This window comes from Candidatus Thiodiazotropha endoloripes (assembly GCF_001708965.1).
Lineage (GTDB): Bacteria > Pseudomonadota > Gammaproteobacteria > Chromatiales > Chromatiaceae > Thiodiazotropha > Thiodiazotropha endoloripes.
This window is the reverse complement of sequence record NZ_LVJW01000003.1, coordinates 859,409-876,657: the sequence shown is the minus strand read 5'-3', so window position 1 is coordinate 876,657 and position 17,249 is coordinate 859,409. Positions and strand designations below refer to the sequence as shown.

Sequence of the window (17,249 nt, the reverse complement as noted above, 5' to 3'; positions counted from 1 at the left end):
TTTCTAATTCAGTTTTGCCATCGATAAATGGGCAACCCACAGAGGCTGCCCCTGCTTGCCTGAGGAGGACTAGAGCTCTTTCAGTGACCCCTTGGGCATTACGGTCTCCACAGCCGAGCGGCGGACCTTGACTTCAGTGCCTTCAGAGATTTCGACCAGGATAAAGTTCTCACCCAGATCGGAAATCTTTCCGGCTACGCCACCGGCGGTGACCACTTCATCCCCTTTCGACAGACTCTCAACCAGCTTTTTATGCTCTTTCTGACGTTTGATCTGGGGACGGATCATCAGGAAATAGAGAACTGCGCCAAAGATCACCAATGGCAGTAAACCGGTAATCGCATCAGCCTGACCGGTGGCGGGTGCCGCTTCCGCCATGGCATCGGAAATAAAGAAACTCATCGCTATCAACCTCTCAATAGGGGTATTAAAAAGTCAGCCCAGCTCAGTTGTGGCTGCACCAGGTAAAAAAATCAGCCGCCGATTATGACACAGAAGTGTGCAAGAATCAGGAATTGCGGGGTTTGGATTACAGATTTCAGACCCCACTCTCATCTGCCGGGGAAAGTTAATCCACCAGATGAGGTATTTACACGGATCCATCACGAGCCGGTAATCTGAATGTAACAAGCTTGGATCAGTATTAAAGCGGGCCCGACTGAAGCCGACCCAGAGGTGCGGCAGAGCCGCACCTGATGGAATCCGGTCATCAGTACCAGATCGAGACGTAGGCCTTGATCACATTGGCGGAGAATGAGTAGAAGGGCTCTTCGCCGACCACCCCACCCCGGGTCAGATCCCGGAAATCGTCGTAGTCGAAGTAGATGTAGTCATAGGCCAGATTGAGCGTACCGCGATCGACGAACTGCAAGAAGCCCGGTTTGATCTCATAGCTCATCGCCAACCCCAGGGTATGGCTCTGAAAACTGCTCAACTCCTTATCCCGCGCCAGGTAGGTCTGGGGAGCACGCCGGGAGAAGAGATCACTGTAGAAATCGGCCCCCTCCTGAGTGTAGTAGCGGTAACGAATATCGAAGATCCACTTCTCCCTGAAGGGGTGGGTGTAGGCCAGCTCGAAATTGTTGGCGTCGATACCCCAGGTATCGTTGAAGTAGCGATACTCACTGCTCAGGGCCGCCCGGTACGGCAGGTAGTATTTCAGCCGCAGCGCCAGCGCGTTGCTGGTTCTGGTGCGCGGATAGACCTCCGGCAGATAGCTGTAGCCATCACCGGCCAGGGGATCCAGATAACGATAGGAGCGATATGGATTGTTGAGAAAACCCTCGTCGGTGATGGTCTCCCAGCCAACACCCAGGATCGTATTCTTGGTCAAGATCTGACTCAGGCTTAACCGGTAGTTCTGGCGTTTGATCTGATCACCGAAATCCGCATCCCCATTGCGACTGATATCGTCATTGCCAACCGAGTAACCCAGGGAGACGGTGGTCAGATCACCGAACATGTCATGGCTGATGCTGAAGCTGCCGGTCTCGGAGAGATAGTCACTTTCGTCACTTTTGGTCAGCGCCAGACTCATCAGGGTCTTGTTGTGCAGATAGTCCATCGAGAGGCTGCTCTCGGTACGCTCTTCGGTGTAAGGCGAAGCGGTGGAGACCACATCGACAGAGGCACTGGAGATCGAGTCCACATAGTAGTTGGCACTCAATGAAACCGTATCCATCACCGATTTACGCACCAGGATCGAGGGACCGTCCACCTCGACACCGCCACCATCGTATCGGTGGTACATGATGTCGGCCCGATCCTCCGGCAGGACCGTGGCAAACAGACTGAATCCAGGCAGCAACGCCAGCATCAGCAGCAGCCAGTGACGAGCTGGAGAGAACAGCAAAGCGATTCTGTGAGTCAGCGCACGAGGCTCAGTTACAGCCACAACCACCTCCTCCACCACCTTCGGCGCCACGGGCCGCCTCTCTGGTCTGATAGACATGGTGACGGTATCCGTTGGCTACCGGATCCCGCTCGAAGCTCATGATCGGATCGGCCAGGCGCGCCCGTTCATAGGGTTGCACCCAGGGCTCGATACTGCATCCGCTGAGCGCCAGCAGAAGCAAAACCGGCAGCAGACGATGTTTGGTTAACATGACAACTGGCCTCACTCTTTCAGCAATGCCCGGATCTGCTGCTGATAGTCATCTTCATATCCAGGTTTGTAACCTTGATGCAGATGCCGGATGTTGCCATCCCGGTCCACCATGAAGGTGCTGGGCATCGCTTTAACCTGATACTGTTTACTCACTTTGTTACTGCTGTCGTAGAGAATCGGGAAGTCGACCGGAATCTCTTTCAACATCTTCTGTGCGGCGGCAGGCTGTTCATCCACATTGACCCCAAGCAGGGTGAATCCCATCCCCTGGTAACGATCATAGAGCTGTTGCAACAGGGGCATCTCCTGACGACATGGACCACACCAGGAGGCCCAGAAATTGACCATCACCACATTGCCCCGCAGTTCACTCAATTTGATGTTCTCCCCGCTGCGGCTCTTCAGGGTGAAGTCCGGTGCCGGGGTGGCGTCGCCAGTGGCGGCGAGTGAAACAGTGAAGCCGGTCAGCAGACCAAGCAGCAGGGTGGATTTCAAGATTCGCTTCAACAACAAGGAGTTCATCTTCACGTTATCTATACCTCAAAAGAAAAAGCTCAGGCTACCGGTGAGTTCGAAATTATGGGTGGTTTTGCTCTCGCCGAGCAGATCCGATTCGAACATGTGGTCCCTGGCATCGAGATGGATGGTCAGCCAATCATTGATCAGCAAGCGATAGCCTGCACCCACATTCACCGTAAATTCATCATCCCCGGCAAAACGCGTCGTACCGATCCCGCCAATCAGATAGAACTGACTGTTATAGGCATATTTGCCACCGAGAAATACCTCACCGGGTAGAATATTGTAACCGGCGGAGAGATTGTAATAGGTAAAGCGGCGCTCACTGTCGGTGAGCAGTTGCACATCACCACTCAATTGCTCATAACTGGTTTCGTTGGCTTCGGAAGTGCCAATGGCCGCCTCAAGAAAGATCGACTCCGTACCGTGATAGGCGAGCCGCAGACCGTAGGTGGCACTGGTACCGAAATCCTCGATGTTCATCAGCCCGGCATAGAGACCGATCTCAAAATCCTCTTCATCGAAATCGGGCTCGGTGATCTCCCGCCGGGCGATCTCCGGTTCCACCAGCAGCTCTTCACGCAGGTTGTCGCCAAGCAACTGCTCCTCCGCCTGGCCGGTAGAGAGGTTCAACAGACCCAGCAGGGCCGTTGTACTCAGAAAAAGAAACCGAGTCCGATTTTCCACTGGTCAAAATCCTCATTCTCATCACGACTGGTAAACACGGCATAGTGACGAAACTCCCCGCGAAGGAAGAAGCGTCTGGTCAGATAGACCTTCAATCCGGCACCCACATGGGCGGTAGTGTCTGTACGGTCTTCTGTCTCCACCAGGGTGGCGTTTGGGTTGGTGCGGATCACACCACCGCCTAGGGTGAAGAAGGGGCTGAATGTCCACTCCGGAAAGGGTTGGGACACCAGGTTGACATCAAACAGATATTCACTGGAGAAGTCCCCGAGCGCCTGGGAGAAGCTGACCTCGGTGGAAAGATTCTCGTTAAAGGCGTAGCCCGCATAGAGTCCCAACAGCGCCGCACCCTCCATGTCACCGCCATAGAAACTGAACTCCCAGGTACGATCCCGGAAATCTCTCTCCGAGTAGGCCTTCAATGGCAACGGGGTACCATCCTCCAGACGGGTCCGGCGCATCTCATCGATCGCCACCCAACCCTGCTTGCCACGGCGGGTCTCCACCAGGAACCAGTCGGTGCGACGCTTGTGAATCACCACCCACTCATCCCGTTCGGCCACATGGTGAACCGGATAGACCGCTCCGGGACCGGTATGCATCTCGATGTAGGGGGCAAACACCTGCACCCGTAACGGACTCTCTTCCGCCTGCAGTGACCACGGCAGCAGTAGCCCCAGCAGCAGCCCGCCGATGCGCAGCGAAATTTTACTAATCAGTCTCAAGCGTCAGTCATCCGCAGGTGCAAGAAATGGATCATTGAAGTACTGCGCACCGATATCCAGCCACTCATAGATCAGTTTCAGTTCAGCTTCCGTGAGGTAGCCGGCATGGGCACCCCCAGCTTCAAAAACCTCGGTGAAACGGCTGTCGTTGGCTGAACCTGCCACCATCGAGGCTCCACCAGGTACCGGTACCGGGACATCGGGTAGAGGAATCGGATTGCCGTCACCATCCAGAATCAACTCCCCGTTCTCATCCGTTTCATAAAGCTGGTTGCCATTCTCATCCACCGCCGGCACCAGCACATCCACCAGCAGGCCATCCACAACCTCCTGCATGTTATCGGCAAACAGCAGTTCACGGTAGGCGCTGAAGTGTTCCGGTTCATCCTCGGATGGTCCGCCACTGAGATCGAGCTGGGCATCGGGGACTACGGTTTCACCGGCATCGTCCGTATCGTGACAGACATTACAAGTGCGGTCTTCAAGCGTATTGCCATCATTGTCCAAAACCAGTCGGGGAAGGGACCAGAGTGGATGGATGTGCAGCTCATAATGGATCATTGCACGGCATAGCTCATTCCAACTGGAGGTGCAGAGCGCATCATTGAGTGGATTCGGACTGTCCAGATCGGCATACCGATAGGCAAATGGGGAATCAGGCTGACGCATCGCAGGATCGCTCCAGACATCCTCAAACAGCAGATCCATATCCGGATCACAGGAGCCGGCTCTACACTGCAGACGGTTGCGGGTCTGAGCCATGGTCTCTCCCACATCGGTCCAGAGTTCCGGATTGGTATTGGGGAAGGGCTGGCCGGTCTCCAGGCTACCGCTGTTAACACTGGGGGGTGCAGCGGTCAGACGACCATGAGCCAGCGGACTGTCGCCGGCATGACAACCGCCACACTCGATCACCTCCCCCGGTCTGAACTGCAACCAGAAACTGTGCACCTCGCCGCTACGCCGACCGTCAGCATCGAGTACGCTGAAGCTGACCGGTACATTGGCCGGTACTTTGACCTGTACCGACCCATCGGGATCGATCGGTGCATAACCCAGCACTTCACGCATACCGAACTGAGCGGTGGCGCCGAAGGCGGAGTTGGAGAACTCAAGCACATCATCATCCGGCAGGGTAACCTGCTTGATCAGCCGCAGAAAGCGGGCCGGTCGATTGTCGGCACTGGTGAGCGTGGGGTCGGACAGGGTCGCGATATCCGGCTCCGCACTATCCACACCATCCAGGTCGTAGACACTGCGGATACGCAGCAGACCCGCCTTCTCTGAAACCAGGGTCGGATCCAGATCGATGCCGGCTGTCTTGTCATGGATGATCAGCGGCTCGGGGCGCTCAACCGCCACGACCACATCACTGTAGATAACCCCCTCCTGGGGTTTCACGATCGGTAGCTGGGTCTGTTTTGAGGGATCGTAGATGAACAGGCTGTAGAGGGGAGGTGCCTGCTCAGCCGCCGGATCGGACAGCCACTCATCGTTACAGGGAACGATCCGCTCATCCTCCATCAGCCGGCAGGGGCTCCAGCTGATCAACAGCCGGTCGGTGTTGTCGAACAACGGATGTGCACTGCGCAGCTGTCCACCCATGGTGATCGTGCCATCAGTGGGGATTTCGTGGTTTGTGGCATTGCTCTGGGCAGGCCCGGTCATCCCCTCGTTGTCCCAGGTGGGCTGCTCATTATCGATATAGGTCTCGGTGTCGATGAAGATCAGCGCCCCACCCTCCTGAGTACCGTCGAAAGGTTGGATCAGCGTGAGGATCCTGCCATCCGGCATCTCCTGGGGACGCATGAACTGAATGGTGCTGCCGTCGGTACCGGTGTCGTGACTGTTCAGACCATACAGCAGTTCCAGCTCTGTACCATCCGGGTTGATGCGATAGAGGTGAATCGCATTGTTGCCGTCTGCATTGTCCCAACGACTGAATACAATCTTGCCACTGGAGATCACCGTGGGTGAGAAGTCGTGACTGCGGTTGAATGAGATCTGGTTGATGTCGGTACCGTCAGCGTTCATCACATGCAGCACCATCGCCGGCTCATTCACCGCCCGCTCCATCGCCAGATATTGTGGCTTGCCCTCATCCAGCAGACGCGCCTTGGCCTGCCGCTGACGGGTCGAGGAGAAGACGATACGTCCATCGGGCAGGTAGTGGGGAAAACGGTCGTGCCCATCCTCCGCTGTGATATCGGAGACAATCACCCGTTTCAGTTGTGCCGTCGGGATATCGTATTCCCAGACATTCCAGGTGGGCTGATCCTCAGGCTCTGCATCCTCGATCAGCGGCAGTCTCAGGGAGAACAGCAGTTTCGTGCCGTCGAATGAGACCGAGACATCCCGTACATCCCCTTCACCGCCGGTCACGTTGCCGGTCAGATTGATCTCATCCGCCCCGGCGGAAGCATTGTCTTTCAGATAGAGATCGCCACCCGCCTCGGTGGCCTGACTGAGCCGGATATCGGTGGTACTCTGCTCCGTGATTGGCCGTTTCACATAGGCGACCGGATAGTCGACCACCACCGGGTCTGGATCCTGACTGTCACCGCCACCGCAACCGAACAGCAAAAAGGCCATTGAGAGCGCTGACAGAGGACTCAATAGCCACTTGGATTTCACTGGTCTCATTAAACAGTCCGTTCCCTTAAATATGATTGTCGCAGCTCGGACAGAGGTCTCTTTTGGATAGAGTTAAATTCTGCTATCGACTAATAAAATCATGGACTTGAGAGTCTACCTGATCGAAAACCCCAATCAGTGCTCAAGTTCACAACCTGGAGAAACAGTGTTCACGAATCCGTGACTTCGGATTGACAAAAATAACCGCTGATATAGAAGGAAGGGAAAGCGTTGCATTCAGCCGGCCGAGCTTTCAGCCGTCGGTGTAGAGAATAGGGATTCAGGGGCAAGTCAATATGTCGGAAACACACCCATCTGCGGCTCGAAACAGCTATAACACAACCATCAGGGTGATTGCGCTGGTCCTGGCGCTTGGCACCATGATGCCGGCGGTCTCAGGCCCCCGGGAACAGGCAAAGCGGATACACGATCGTATCGCCGGGGTCCCCCCAAGTGCGGATACCCTGGCACAGATGGTCGACGAGATCGAAAACAACAACGATCCCCTTGCCGCCGCCATGCTGGCGATTGAACACCCGGGTTTCTATAATGTGACCCTGAAAAACTGGGCAACCCCCTGGACCAATGAGGACCAGACCCCTTTTGCTCCCCTGAATGACTACACGGCGACCGTGATCGGCATGGTACGCGATGAGGTACCATTCAATCAGTTGCTCTCTGCGGACATCATCTACACAGGCAGTAACTCACCGGCCTACTCCAACAGTAACAACGATCACTATGAGACGATGGAGAATCAGGGCCTCGACCTGAAACAGGTGTTACAGCAAAACACCCAGTCGAGTGTCACTGGCCTACCGCCTGAAGGTACCGCCGGAGTGATCACCACCCGTGCCTCGGCGCGGGCCTTCTTCATCGATGGCACCAACCGGAGCATGTTCCGCTTCACCATGCTCAACCATCTCTGCAAGGACCTGGAACTGATCAAGGATCCGACCCGCCCCAGCGATCGGGTACGCCAGGATGCCTCCCGCAGTCCGGGCGGTGACAGCCGCGTCTATTTCAACAACTGCGTGGGTTGCCACGCCGGTATGGAACCCCTCGGACAGGCCTACGCCTACTACAACTTTGAATATACCGATGATCCGGAAATCGGCACTCTGGCCTACACCCCGGGCAGCGTCCAGCCCAAGTATCTGATCAACAGCTCAGTGTTCAAGGATGGCTATACCACACCGGACGACCGCTGGGACAACTACTGGCGGGAGGGACCGAATGCCAGCCTGGGCTGGGACAGCAACCTGCCGGGTACAGGTTACGGCGCCAAGTCGATGGGCGAGGAGCTGGCCAACAGCCACGCCTTTGCCGAATGCCAGGTCACCAAGGCATTTCAGGCGGTCTGTCTGCGAGCACCGGTGGATCGTGCGGATCGCAACAAGATCGCCGAAATCACCAGCAGTTTCAAATCCGGTTACAACATGAAGCACGTGTTCGCACATGCGGCCGTCCATTGTGCGGGAGAGTGATCAGTGAACATGTTAAACGGATATAAAAACTGTCGGGGATTCAACGGATCTGCCTGGCTGCTGATGGCGATTCTCTCACTGTTCGGCCTGCAGGCGTGCCAGGATGGGGTCTCCAACGATCCGCAGCAGGAGACCACGGTCACCTCCAGCACCTACAGCGGCCCGGCCGCCCGCACCAGTGACATACAGGGGTTCAGGGTGAGTGTATGGGAGCCTCTGCGGGCACAGAACCGATGCGGCGCCTGCCACAACGCCGGCGGTCAGGCACCGTTGTTCGTCCGCGAGGATGACGTCAATCAGGCCTATGAAGCGGTCAATCCTTTCATCAATCGCAGTGAGCCGGATGAGTCTTCCCTGGTCACCAAGGTCGCCAATGGTCACAACTGCTGGGAAGCCAGCGACAGTGCCTGTGCCACCATCATCGCCAACTACATCGAATCATGGGTTGGCGGTGGCGCCAATGCGGGCCGTCAGATCGAACTGGAGGCACCGCCTGAAAACGTGGTTGGTGAGAGCAAGGTCTTCCCGGACGATTCAAGCCTGTTCGCCAGCCACGTCCATCCGCTGCTGACCGACTACTGCACCGAGTGTCACGTCGAGGATGCGGCCGCACCTCAATCCCCCTATTTCGCCGCAGCGGATGTGGAGACCGCCTATGCGGCGGTGAAGACTTCGATCGATCTCGATACCCCATCCAACTCCCGTCTGGTACAGCGTCTGATCGAGCTGCACAACTGCTGGGATGACTGCCCGAGTAATGCGCAGGAGATGGAGACCGCCATCAACGACATGGCCAGCGGCATTTCGCCGACACCGGTCGATCCGGATCTGGTGGTCAGCCGCGCACTGACCCTGCCGGAAGGTACGGTAGCCAGTGGCGGCAGTCGCCAGGAGAGTGATGTCATCGCCCTGTATGAATTCAAGACCGGCAGTGGCAATACCGCCTACGACACCAGCGGTGTGGATCCTTCAATCAATCTGACCCTGAGTGGGGATACTACCTGGGTGGAAGGCTGGGGGCTGGAGTTCAGAACCGGCAAGGCCCAGGGCAGTACCAGCGACAGCCGCAAGCTGAGCCAGCTGATCCAGGCAACCGGCGAGTACACGGTGGAAGCCTGGGTGGTGCCAAGCAATGTCACCCAGGAGGGACCGGCCAGAATCATCAGTTACTCTGCGGGTACGGATGATCGTAACTTCACACTGGGGCAAACGCTCTACAACTACGACTTCCTGCACCGTTCCAGCACCACGGACGGCAACGGGGAGCCAGCCCACTCCACCTCGGATGATGACGAGGACCTTCAGGCCACCGAGCAACATGTGGTGGTCACTTTCGACCCGGAGAATGGACGCCAGGTCTATGTCAATGGTCTCCACACCGATGATCTGGATGAGACCGCAGCGGGCAATCTCAACGACTGGGACGACACCTACGCCCTGGTACTGGGAAATGAAGCCTCAGGCGATCGCCCCTGGGCGGGCAAGGTGCGACTGCTGGCAATCCATAACCGGGCATTGAATGCGGCACAGATCCAACAGAATTTCGAAGCGGGTGTCGGTGAAAAGTATTTCCTGCTGTTCAATGTCAGCAGCCTGCTCAACCTGCCTCAAAGCTATGTGATGATCGAAGTCAGCCAGTTCGACAACTACAGCTACCTGTTCCGTCAGCCAAAGTTCATCAGCCTGGATGAGAGCGTGTTGCCGGGTTCGATTCCGATTCAGGGCATGCGTATCGGCATCAATGGTAAAGAGGCGGCCATCGGTCAGGCCTATGCCACCCTCGATACCACCATCAACGACTCCGAATACACACTCAACGGTCAGGTGCTGTCGAACATCGGCACCACCATCGCCACTGAAAAGGGTTCGGAAAACGATCAGTTCTTCCTCACCTTCGAGCGACTGGGCGAACACACCAACGTCTTCATAGAGCCTGAAGCACTGCCCCCGGCAGAACCGGCTGATGGTGAACCGGTTTCCACAGTCGGCTTGCGTACATTCGATGAGATCAACGTCACCATGGCATCCCTCACCGGTGTCAGTCAGACCCTTGAAGCGGTACAGACCACCTATACCACCATCAAGCAGCAACTGCCCTCGGCGGAAGCGATCAACGGCTTTCTCTCATCTCATCAGGTGGCTGTTTCGCAACTGGCGATCGAATACTGCAGCGCGATGGTTGACGACACCACATTGAGAGCGGGCTTCTTCCCCGGTTTCGATTTCAATGTCAACGCCAACGACATCGCCACAGCGACCTGGCAGAGTCAGGTGGTATCCCCACTGATCGTCAATTTCATGGGTGAAAACCTCACCACCCAACCCGATCCTGCGATGGTCGAGAGCGAATTGATGAGCTTGCTAACCGGCAGCGTCGGACTGGCCCGCTGCAGCGGTCAATGTGCCGCAGACCGAACCGAAAAGGCAACCAAGGCAGCCTGTGCCTCACTGCTGGGCAGTGCCATAGTGCTACTGCAATAGAAACCCAGACGGAAAGACTAAGATGCGTAGAAAAGTGAAAAACCTATCGCCGGACGCCCCACTGCTCCACCCGGACCACCCTCGTCCGGTCAGCCGCAGGGACTTTATCCGTCAGGGCATGATGGCCGGCCTCGGTGCTGTCACCACCCCCTCCCTGTTCGGGCTGTTTGCCAATCCCGGAGAAGCCCGGGCGGCACTCTCGCCGGACCTTGAGACGCTGAAGAACAGTTGCGGCATCGATACCCTGGGTGGCGGCAAGATACCATTCATCTGTTTCGACCTGGCAGGCGGCGCGAATATCGCCGGATCAAATGTTCTGGCCGGAAGACAGGGAGGTCAGCTCGACTTCCTCACCACCGCGGGTTACAACCGGCTCGGTCTGCCGGGTGACATGGTGCCCTCGATCGTCAACCCCGACACCAACCTGAATGACTTCATCAATAGCGAACTGGGCCTTGCCTTCCACTCCGACAGTGCATTTCTGCGGGGCATTCTGGAAAAGGTCTCGGTGGGGAATCGGGCCAACATCAATGGCGCTATCATTCCGGCCCGCTCTGAAAACGATACCGGCAACAATCCCCACAATCCGATGTATGCGATCAACCGTTGCGGCGCCGATGGGGAACTGCTGACTCTGATCGGTTCCCGCAGCTCGGACTCGGGCGGCAACTCCCTGGCACCGGCGGACCAGGTCGATCCTGCCGTGCGACCCACCAAAGTCGACCGTCCCAGTGACACCACCGGCCTGGTGGATACCGGCAAGCTGGTCGGCATGCTCGACCAGTCCGATGCGGTTGCGGTGATGGAGGCGATCCAGCGGATCTCCGATATGAAGCTGGACAGTGTCAACACCGGCATCTCCACCGACCAGATCGTCAAAGAGCTGGTCCGCTGCGGTTATGTGAAGAGTGCCGACCTGGTGGATCGTTATGGCGATCCGGCGGCGTTGGATGTCACCGCTGACCCGGACATCATCGGCCCGATCTTCACTCAGGAGGAGTTCGACGGTGATGGTGAATTCCGTAAAACCGCCTCAGTGATGAAGCTGGTCATTAACGGCTATGCCGGCGCCGGCACCATCACCATGGGTGGCTACGACTACCATACCGGTGACCGTGCGGTTGGAGAGATTCGGGATCTGCGCGCCGGTCGCTGCATGGGGGCCTGTATCGAGTATGCCGCCCGTATCGGCACCCCGTTGATGCTGTATGTCTTTAGTGACGGCTCGGTCTCCAGTAACGGCACCTTGGATAACTCGGCCGACGGTCGCGGCAAGGGTGTCTGGACCGGCGACAACCAATCCACTGCCGCCTCCTTCTTCCTGGTATTCAACCCGGCCGGCCAACCCACCCTGGCAGGCGCCAGCGCCGATGAGCAGTTACGTCATCAGCAGATTGGTTACTTCACCGCCGATGGTGCAGTGGACAACGGCTCAAGCCCGGCGGCCAACAACGTCAATCAGCTGGTATTGACCGTTGCGCTCAACTACCTTGCGCTGCATGGCGAACAGGGTCAGTTCAGCTCCCTGTTCGGCACCAGTCTGGGGAATGCAACCATGCTCGACAGTCTGACCGCTTTCAATCCGATCATGTAGCTGTGGCGCAGCAAACCTCTGTAAAGATAATCACCGCAAATCAATGCAAAAATAAGAGTTAACACTTTATTATTGCGTTTTGCGGAGATTGACGTTCATTTGCGGTTTTATTCTATTAAAACGGTATGATGAATGCTGGAGAGTTGATTTCAGAGATCTGCCAGTGGACAAGGCGAAGCATTCTACCTCGGACAAGAGACAACGATTACTCTACCCTGCAACCGTCACTCTCGTATTTTGGCTATCCGCCTGTGGTGGCGGAGATGGCTCGGGGAACAGCGCCACACCACCGGCAACAGAGGATTGGCAGCGGGACATCCTGCTCACCAGTCTGAGCATCGACTTGGAAACAATGCAGGGCAGTGCGGACATCCTGCTGTCAGGCTCAACCACCACCAGCGGCGCCTCCTTTGAGACGGGTGATCTAATCATCGCACAGGTCACAGCGAACGGCCGTCAGCTCAACTACCAAAACGAAAACGGCACTCTGCATATCGGTGTCCCTCCATCACTTGATGAGGTGACACTCTCCATCGATTACAGCCTCAACCTGCAGAGTAATTTCAATGGTTTACTGGATGGCGGCATGAGTTTCACCTGGCCTTACTATTGTGGCAATCTGTTCCCATGCAAATCCGAACCGGCAGAGGGGAGCGGCTATGAGCTGCAGATCAATGGCGCGCCAACGGATTCTGAAGTGATCTACCCGGCATCGGTCATCAGCGATGCACCCGCGTATATGTTGGCCTGGGTGGTCGGCGATTACCTGTTCAGCAATCTGGGAACGACGGCAGCCGGTACTGAGGTAGGCATCTACTATCCAGCGGATCTGCAACAGCAGGCGCTCGACGGCAGTCGTTATCTGCGTGATGTGTTTGATTGGTATGAACAGACCTATGGTCCTTACCCGTTCGGTCAGGCTGTTGCCAGTGTCTCGGTCGATTGGGGTCCAGGCCAGTTCGGCGGCATGGAGCACCACCCCTTCTGGCATATCGCCTCAAGCTCGATATCCGATCCATGGGTGCATGTTCACGAAGCCGCGCATGGCTGGTTTGGCAACGGTGTACGCATCGCCTGCTGGGAGGATTTCGTGCTCTCTGAAGGCCTCGCCTCATATCTTACAGCGCGAGCTGTCAGCGCAATTGCCGGTGAGGCATCGGGTGATCAGGTCTGGGCATCTTATGCAGCAAGACTGGCCCAACTGCAACAGAGCAGTGGCAACAAAATCGCCTGGCCGGCCGGATGCCAGCAGATCGATATTCTGCAGGATGGGCTGTTCGGCACCGCGCCCTATATGAAGGGGGCTTTCTTTTTCAAACACCTGGAGTTTTCACTGGGTGTGGATCTGCTCGACCGGATCCTCAGAGAATTCTTCCTAGCCAATGTCGGCAGTGCGGCATCGATGGATGAGTTGCTGCAGCTGGTCGAACAAAGCAGCGATTATGCTCCTGAAGCTTGCGCCATGGCCTGGCTCAGATCGGAAACAGTACCCATTGACGCCAATTGTGCTTACCAATAGCGCCACACTGCCAGAGACTGTTGAGACAAATTCATTGCACAGATTCACTTCGAGCTATATTTAAATTATCAGGATTGCACGTTTTGGATAGAACGGAATTCATCTGCAGGATTTCCTGGATCCCGGCGTACACCGGGATGACGAAAAAATGAAATGACCAGAGGCTTTCTCAATCTATTTCAATCCGTCGGAATCTGACAATTTCTAGGTCTATCAGGCTCATTTCAAGCTTCGCAGATTGACAAACCACGGCCTGTAGGAGCTGCACCATGTTGACGACTCGACAACGATTCACGGCACTGCTGTTAAGTCTGGTGTTCACAGGCTTAACTGCCCAACAATCGGATCAGGGTTACACCGAAGCCAGGCAGAGAATGGTGCAAACCATTCAGCGGGAGGTAGATCAAACCAGTGACTACCTGGAGAAGAAACAGCTTGATGAACGGGTCATCGAAGCCTTGAAAACAGTTCCCCGGCATCTGTTCGTACCAGAATCACAACGGGATTCTGCCTATCAAAACAGACCCTTGCCGATCGGCTACGGGCAGACCATTTCCCAACCCTACATCGTTGCCATCATGACCGATCTGATCGCGCCGCAAGCGCAACACAAGGCGTTGGAAATCGGTACCGGCTCCGGCTATCAGGCTGCGGTGATGTCGCGTCTTGTAGAGCAGGTGTTCTCCATGGAGATCGTCGAGCCATTGGGCAAGCTTGCCAGGGAACGCCTGCAGAAGCTTGACTACCGTAATATCGAGGTGGCCATCGAGGATGGCTATCACGGATGGGCATCAGAGGCGCCTTTCGACATCATCATCGTTACCGCAGCAGCCAGTCACATTCCACCTCCACTGATCGAACAACTGAAACCCGGTGGCAAAATGATCATACCTGTGGGCAGCCGCTTCATGACCCAACAGCTGCTGCTGGTGAACAAGGACCGGCAGAATGAAGTGACGGTACGGCAGGTTCTGCCGGTTCGCTTCGTACCGCTGATCAACAAGTCCGAGTTGTGACCGACAACAGCTCGCCACCCTATCTCTCGCTGATGCTGCTCTCTGCATCGGCACTGGGATATGAACTGTTGCTGATGCGCCTCTTCTCGATCATTCAATGGCACCATTTTGCCTATCTGGTGATCGCTCTGGCGCTGCTGGGCTACGGTATCAGCGGCAGTCTGCTCTATCTCAGACCAGCCATCGTATTACGCCGATTCAGTCAACTCTATAGCCTGGCGCTTCTGCTGTTTGCCTTGAGCAGCATCAGCGGATTCATGCTTGCGCAATCGATCAGCTTCAATATCGAAGAGTTGTTTTGGAATCCCGCCCAGATTCTCAGACTGATTCTGATCTTCCTGTTGTTGGCCCTGCCTTTTGCCTTTGCCGCCTCAGCGATCTGTATGACGTTCATGCACTATCCCCGCGACACGGTCTCTAAGCTCTATGCGGCTGATCTGATCGGCGCCGGCCTGGGTGCAATCATCACCTTGATCGCGATCTATTATGTGATGCCGCAGAACTTGTTGATCGGCCTGAGCCTGACCGGAGTCGTTGCCACACTCATCGCGATTTGGGAAACGGCCATCAAGCCTAAAACTACCCTACAGTTGCTGACCGTTGCGATATCAGCACTGTTTTTCGTCATCATCCCGGATCTCAAACTCAACTACTCGCCCTACAAATCGCTGGCCCAGACCCTGAATATCAAGGGTGCCCGCATCATCGATCAACGGACCAGTCCTCTCGGCCATCTGACTCTGGTTGTGAATCCCCAGATACCTTTCCGGCATGCGCCAGGACTGAGCCTGCTCAACACAGTTGAACCTCTTGAGCAGATCGGCCTGTTCGTCGATGGGGATAATCTGAGCGCCATCACCCGCTATCCGCAACGTCGGGAGGAGCTGAGTTATCTCGACCAGACCACCTCAGCGCTGGCCTACCATCTTAAAACGCCTGACAAGCTGCTGGTGATCGGCAGCGGTACCGGCTCAGACCTGTTGCAGGCTCACTATCACCGGGTTGAGTCGATCGATGCCCTGGAGCTCAATCCGCAGATCATAGCGCTGGTCAACCAGGATTACAGATCGTTTGCCGGACCGGTATACGATAACCCGTTCACTCAGCTGCATATCAAAGAGGCCAGGGATTATCTGCTTGAGAGTCAACAGCAATACGACCTGATCAAACTGTCACTGACCGAGGGTGCCAGCGCCTCTTCATCAGGGCTCTATGCACTCAATGAGAGCTATCTCTATACCCGGGAGGCGATGCAGCTCTATCTTTCCAGGTTGCGTCCGGAGGGCATCCTGTCGATCACCCGATGGATCAAGTTGCCTCCCAGGGACAGCCTGAAGCTTTTTGCAACCGCTCACCAGGCACTCCAGGCAATGCGGCTTGATAACATCGAAAAACGTCTGCTGATGATTCGTAACTGGCAGACCAGTACCCTGCTGATCAAGAACGGTCTGTTCACAAACCGGGAGCTGGAGAAAACGGAACAGTTCTGCCGTACCCGGCTGTTTGATCAGGCTTACCACCACCAACTGAAAGCGGAGCAGAGCAATCGCTACAACCTGCTCAGCGAAGCCAACTTCTATCGGGCGACCCGACAAATTGCCTCGGGAGAGCTGGAGAATCTGATCGACAACTATAAGTTTGAACTGCGACCTGCAACAGACGATCGTCCCTATTTCAATCACTTCTTCAAATGGCAGAGTTTTATCGAAGCCTTGAAGCTGCGCGGCAGTGGAGGTATGCCGCTGATTGAGTGGGGTTATGTGGTATTACTGCTCAGCCTGGGGATCACCGGTCTGCTCAGTGGTTTGCTGATCCTGCTACCGCTGCTGTTGATGCCAAAGAACCCATCGCCATCCAACAGCAACCAGAGTGGATCCGTCATCGGCTATTTCGGCGCCATCGGTCTGGCATTTCTGCTGATTGAGATCGGTACCATTCAAAAGTTCCAGCTGTTTCTGCATCACCCGATCTACGCCATCGCCGCATCCCTGACAGCCTTTTTGTGTTTTTCTGGCCTGGGAAGCTACCTGAGCGAACGGCTCTCACAAAACCAAAGCTACAAACAGAGCACGGCCAAGGCGATACTCGCTCTGTGCGTAATCGGTCTGGGTTATATGCTGATACTCCCTGTCCTGTTTGACGCCCTCACCCACCTCCCGGTGGCAATAAAAATCGCGATTACCATCCTGCTGATTGCACCCATGGCAATCTGCATGGGGATGCCTTTTCCGCTGGCGATCGCAGCCATGAAGCGGAACCGGGCAGATCAGATCCCCTGGGCCTGGGGAATCAATGGCTATGCTTCGGTGATCAGCGCCGGACTCTCCACAGTGATCGCCATCCAGTATGGTTTTAAAACTGTCTTACTTTGTGCAATCCTGCTCTACCTGACAACACTGATGACATTTCCAGGCAATGCGGCTGAGCCTGACTAGATCGATGGCCGACCCGTTGAGCTGACCCTGCATCCCGAGGATTTG

Annotated in this window: 13 protein-coding genes; 6 read left to right on the top strand and 7 right to left on the bottom strand. The window is 55.9% G+C overall.

Annotated features, from left to right (window positions below):
• Positions 1-69: 69 nt before the first annotated feature.
• The 7 genes from yajC to A3193_RS03955 form a co-directional block, all read right to left on the bottom strand.
• Positions 70-402 (bottom strand): preprotein translocase subunit YajC, encoded by a 333-nt coding sequence (gene yajC, locus A3193_RS03985; protein WP_069004904.1) that lies wholly within the window; start codon positions 400-402, stop codon positions 70-72.
• Positions 403-709: 307 nt separating this feature from the next.
• Positions 710-1,951, bottom strand: a complete 1,242-nt coding sequence (locus A3193_RS03980) for a DUF3570 domain-containing protein (RefSeq protein WP_235614892.1) — start codon at positions 1,949-1,951, stop codon at positions 710-712.
• The gene (locus A3193_RS03975; protein ID WP_069004903.1) at positions 1,881-2,105 is read right to left on the bottom strand and encodes a DUF4266 domain-containing protein; all 225 of its coding nucleotides are present in this window, start codon (positions 2,103-2,105) and stop codon (positions 1,881-1,883) included. The genes A3193_RS03980 and A3193_RS03975 overlap by 71 nt, the downstream gene beginning before the upstream one ends.
• Positions 2,106-2,116: 11 nt before the next feature.
• Positions 2,117-2,629, bottom strand: a complete 513-nt coding sequence (locus tag A3193_RS03970; RefSeq protein ID WP_069004902.1) for a TlpA family protein disulfide reductase — start codon at positions 2,627-2,629, stop codon at positions 2,117-2,119.
• 18 nt (positions 2,630-2,647) lie between these two features.
• Positions 2,648-3,313, bottom strand: a complete 666-nt coding sequence (locus A3193_RS03965) for an outer membrane beta-barrel domain-containing protein (protein ID WP_069014136.1) — start codon at positions 3,311-3,313, stop codon at positions 2,648-2,650.
• Positions 3,283-4,038 (bottom strand): porin family protein, encoded by a 756-nt coding sequence (locus A3193_RS03960; protein WP_139116958.1) that lies wholly within the window; start codon positions 4,036-4,038, stop codon positions 3,283-3,285. Before A3193_RS03960 ends, A3193_RS03965 begins: the two co-directional genes overlap by 31 nt.
• A 3-nt stretch (positions 4,039-4,041) precedes the next feature.
• On the bottom strand, positions 4,042-6,681 hold the full coding sequence (locus A3193_RS03955) for an HzsA-related protein (RefSeq protein ID WP_069014135.1): 2,640 nt from the start codon (positions 6,679-6,681) through the stop codon (positions 4,042-4,044).
• 287 nt (positions 6,682-6,968) lie between these two features.
• Here A3193_RS03955 and A3193_RS03950 point away from each other — a divergent pair, with 287 nt between their 5' ends.
• From A3193_RS03950 to A3193_RS03925, 6 genes are all read left to right on the top strand, one after another.
• Positions 6,969-8,159 carry a hypothetical protein gene (locus A3193_RS03950; protein WP_305782000.1) on the top strand — a complete coding sequence of 397 codons (1,191 nt, stop codon included), beginning with the start codon at positions 6,969-6,971 and terminating at the stop codon, positions 8,157-8,159.
• A gap of 9 nt (positions 8,160-8,168) precedes the next feature.
• On the top strand, positions 8,169-10,640 hold the full coding sequence (locus A3193_RS03945) for a LamG domain-containing protein (protein ID WP_069014134.1): 2,472 nt from the start codon (positions 8,169-8,171) through the stop codon (positions 10,638-10,640).
• A 22-nt stretch (positions 10,641-10,662) separates the two neighbouring features.
• Positions 10,663-12,234: a general secretion pathway protein GspF gene (locus A3193_RS03940; RefSeq protein WP_069014133.1), complete on the top strand. Its 1,572-nt coding sequence runs from the start codon at positions 10,663-10,665 to the stop codon at positions 12,232-12,234.
• A 163-nt stretch (positions 12,235-12,397) separates the two neighbouring features.
• Entirely contained in the window at positions 12,398-13,753 is a 1,356-nt protein-coding gene (locus A3193_RS03935) for a M1 family metallopeptidase (protein ID WP_069014132.1), read from the top strand.
• Between the two features lie 374 nt (positions 13,754-14,127).
• Positions 14,128-14,769: a protein-L-isoaspartate(D-aspartate) O-methyltransferase gene (locus tag A3193_RS03930; RefSeq protein WP_083218699.1), complete on the top strand. Its 642-nt coding sequence runs from the start codon at positions 14,128-14,130 to the stop codon at positions 14,767-14,769.
• Positions 14,766-17,204: a spermine/spermidine synthase domain-containing protein gene (locus A3193_RS03925; RefSeq protein ID WP_083218552.1), complete on the top strand. Its 2,439-nt coding sequence runs from the start codon at positions 14,766-14,768 to the stop codon at positions 17,202-17,204. The genes A3193_RS03930 and A3193_RS03925 overlap by 4 nt, the downstream gene beginning before the upstream one ends.
• Positions 17,205-17,249 lie beyond the last annotated feature (45 nt).

Excerpts from the sequence above, each read along its gene's own strand:
- yajC (WP_069004904.1), bottom strand. The coding sequence starts at position 402 with ATGAGTTTCTTTATTTCCGATGCCATGGCGGAAGCGGCACCCGCCACC.
- A3193_RS03980 (WP_235614892.1), bottom strand. The coding sequence starts at position 1,951 with ATGTCTATCAGACCAGAGAGGCGGCCCGTGGCGCCGAAGGTGGTGGAG.
- A3193_RS03975 (WP_069004903.1), bottom strand. The coding sequence starts at position 2,105 with ATGTTAACCAAACATCGTCTGCTGCCGGTTTTGCTTCTGCTGGCGCTC.
- A3193_RS03970 (WP_069004902.1), bottom strand. The coding sequence starts at position 2,629 with ATGAACTCCTTGTTGTTGAAGCGAATCTTGAAATCCACCCTGCTGCTT.
- A3193_RS03955 (WP_069014135.1), bottom strand. The coding sequence starts at position 6,681 with ATGAGACCAGTGAAATCCAAGTGGCTATTGAGTCCTCTGTCAGCGCTC.
- A3193_RS03950 (WP_305782000.1), top strand. The coding sequence starts at position 6,969 with ATGTCGGAAACACACCCATCTGCGGCTCGAAACAGCTATAACACAACC.
- A3193_RS03945 (WP_069014134.1), top strand. The coding sequence starts at position 8,169 with ATGTTAAACGGATATAAAAACTGTCGGGGATTCAACGGATCTGCCTGG.
- A3193_RS03940 (WP_069014133.1), top strand. The coding sequence starts at position 10,663 with ATGCGTAGAAAAGTGAAAAACCTATCGCCGGACGCCCCACTGCTCCAC.
- A3193_RS03930 (WP_083218699.1), top strand. The coding sequence starts at position 14,128 with ATGGTGCAAACCATTCAGCGGGAGGTAGATCAAACCAGTGACTACCTG.